The organism is Pradoshia sp., assembly GCF_051873915.1.
GTDB lineage: Bacteria > Bacillota > Bacilli > Bacillales > Pradoshiaceae > Pradoshia.
In genome coordinates this window covers 1-3,021 of sequence record NZ_JBJEFJ010000053.1, presented here as the reverse complement: position 1 = coordinate 3,021, position 3,021 = coordinate 1, and the positions used below count along the sequence as shown (strand labels likewise).

Annotated in this window: 2 protein-coding genes; both read right to left on the bottom strand. The window is 34.2% G+C overall.

From position 1 onward, the window contains the following. Window positions 1-358: 358 nt before the first annotated feature. Window positions 359-1,537, bottom strand: coding sequence for a hypothetical protein (locus ACI35L_RS05330; RefSeq protein WP_049672316.1), 1,179 nt, complete (start codon window positions 1,535-1,537; stop codon window positions 359-361). A 9-nt stretch (window positions 1,538-1,546) separates the two neighbouring features. Continuing rightward, window positions 1,547-2,410, bottom strand: a complete 864-nt coding sequence (locus ACI35L_RS05325; RefSeq protein ID WP_049672317.1) for a YiiX/YebB-like N1pC/P60 family cysteine hydrolase — start codon at window positions 2,408-2,410, stop codon at window positions 1,547-1,549. Window positions 2,411-3,021 lie beyond the last annotated feature (611 nt).

Below are 3,021 nucleotides of genomic sequence, written 5' to 3'. Positions count from 1 at the left end.
CCCCTTTAGAGGGCTGACTGCCTTATTTCAATATAAGCTTCGCGACAGATTCCACATGCGTGGAGTGTAATTGACAACACATGAGGTGATGGTGAGTTTCTATGAATTAATTATCATGCAACTACTTAGATTTTTTATAACATGTCGCCCAGATAGTTTCAAACTGTAATAGGTTTCACTATATCGAAATAGATATAAGCCACCACTTTGTTTACTTCAAGAGTCACATCCCTAACTCCAATTTAAAGTAATTTATTAGCGCTCTTTAAAAAAGTTAGCTTTTTGTTAGCAGACTCCTTCCCTAAAAAACAAAGCGATGTACCTCAGATCCATTGCTTTTACAGTGATTATGATTTATTTAGTTCTTTACAACAAAGTCAAGTAAATGAGCATCTTCTATTGGTATCTCTGTAATCAAATCGAAACTTTTGTTATCCAAAACCAATAGGCTTTCTTTCTTTTCAGATGACTTAACTACATATATTTCTTCTTCATTTATATTTTGATATAAAAAGCGGTAGATACTATTTGATTGAATATAATTTTTGTCCAGCTTTTTAAATTTGGGTGTAGGCTCCAATGACAACATGCCAATTATAGGTCCTGTTTCATTATCACTAATAGAAATTAACGCTCTGTTCTCATCAATAAACAAAGGAGGCGAATCATCACTATAATAATAATCTGCAGAGATATTTAAGAATGGCTCATATGTTTTATAATTGAAATTTTTATCATATACATACATCTTACCTTGTGAATCTAAAATATATAGGTTCTTTTCCGTTGAATATATCGGTGATAGATCTTCATTTTTTTTTGGCGTCTTATACTCAATAGTTTGTTGTTCCATGGAGAGAACACCAATTCCAAAATTCTCGTACTTGCCTTTTTCATTCAGTTGTCCACTTGTTCCATAAACAATTTTATCACCGAATTCTAAAATTGGCGTCCATTTAGGGACATGACCATATTCAGTTTCAAAACTCATTTGATTGGTATAATTAGAAATAGATACGTTAAACTCACCAGATTCAGTTAAATTCTGTTCTCCAGTTTTGTAAGAGACCAAGGTTTGGAATAGTATATCATTCCCATAATGCATTATATGGTCCACACCTACATCAATATCAAAGTACGATAGATTAATCTTTTCAAATTGCTTCTTACTTATGTCATAGGTGTAATAATAATTATCAATTGTTGCTTCACCAAAAAGTGAAACATACAATTTGTTCTGGTCGTTGGGCTTTTGGTGAGCAATCATTCTCCTAAAATCACTGTCTATTACTTCATATTCATGCATGATTTCACCAGTGCTATTAACTTCTTTTATAATTAAATTCTCTTGATTAACCCGAATATCAGCAGGATAGAATAATAAGTAATTTCCTTCTTCATTAGAAATTGGTTGGAAATTCTCAATTCCCTCCACTTTTATTCTTTCGGCTTCATCTGACTGTTCAGTAAATATTATAAATGTGAAGGCTAAGCTAAACACAGCCAGTAAACAAAAGATGACGTTGATTTTCTTCATATATCCCCTCTAAATTTTCCCAGGAAGCGCTGTCCCCCATTTTTTCTTTAACCTCGTATTTGCATCTGCAACTATATCTGCCGGAATAACCGCCAATAGACCATCGATTTTGAATGCCCTAGAAGATCGAAGATCGTATCCGGCATGACTCCACATAGCATTTGTTAATTTAGAACAATACCATGCATCTGTTGACCAGATGTCGGTTCTTAATTTATATGGTTCTCCCTCTTGTTTTTTCCCAAACTCTACAGCCTTTTTACGTTGTGCAGCAGTAGCACTCTTTCCTAATTTTGTCGTAACTCTATATTGCTTAATCCCGCTTGCCCCTTTCCATAAATTGCTTCTATTCCAGACAAAGACTTTAGCGCCATTTTTCACTGTTTTTGATGCTTCAATGACATGATAATCTACGGTATGTAAAACTGCTGTATGACCAGTATATGATTTTTCGCCAACCCCAACTTTATTCCCTGCAGCGTAATACAATATATCCCCATATCTCCAGGATTTAGCTGTTGTTTGCATTTCTTCATCTTCTTCTGAAAAGAAAGACTCTGCTTTAAGATCCAACTCACCCAATTTATCGTTTAAGATATCATAAGACTCTATTTCATATAGAACAGCATCCTCTAAAGTTATCAAATAGTCTTCATAATCAATATGAACCTGGTTTACTTGTTCCAAAAATTCATCTTCGCTTATTTCCTTTCCAACATTCAACAAAAGTAGTTCATCAACAATATTGATTTTCTTCTCCAAAAAAGATTCCACTTCATCTTTTAATGAAATACTATCGGCAGCATAAACACTTAACGGGGAAACCAAAAACATCGTACAAATACACATACTCACAAATTTTTTAGCCCACATCTCTACACCTCGTTAATATTTATTTTTATCAAAACTAGCTTAACACAAAAATTACAATAATTTAAATATTTTTCCAATTTTTGTCTTTTATAAACGACATAATAAGGTGATTTATTAGAGTTTGAGAGTTTGCCGTTGGTGGTCACTCCCCGATATTCGTCATCCCGAATTTTTCCATCTACAAACCAATTCAAACCTCTAGTAAACCTGTAAGAAGACAACATAATTATTCAAAATAAAAAAGCCAGGGGGCGTATCCCGGCTTACTTTTTGGGACTAACAAGCAGAGCATACATAGAAGCAACCTTCTAAAAAAGAAGTACAATCAATCTTTCCGCCAGTCGTCCATAAGCAAGTACACAAGTAGCAAAAACAAGTATGATTTCAAACATGACTATCCCCTTTTACCAACAACCGAAAGCCCTTTAAACCTGAAAGAGTTGACTCCTCAACTGCTTCACTCACTAATTGGGAAAATTGCTTGTACAGTTGAAGGTCATATCCGAATTCAATACACGTTCATAAATCCAATACAGGAAACATAAAAAAGGCAGCGCCCCAAAAGGGCTGCTGCCTTATTTCAATATAAGCTTAGCGACATTTTCCACGTG

Excerpts from the sequence above, each read along its gene's own strand:
- ACI35L_RS05330 (WP_049672316.1), bottom strand. The coding sequence starts at position 1,537 with ATGAAGAAAATCAACGTCATCTTTTGTTTACTGGCTGTGTTTAGCTTA.
- ACI35L_RS05325 (WP_049672317.1), bottom strand. The coding sequence starts at position 2,410 with ATGTGGGCTAAAAAATTTGTGAGTATGTGTATTTGTACGATGTTTTTG.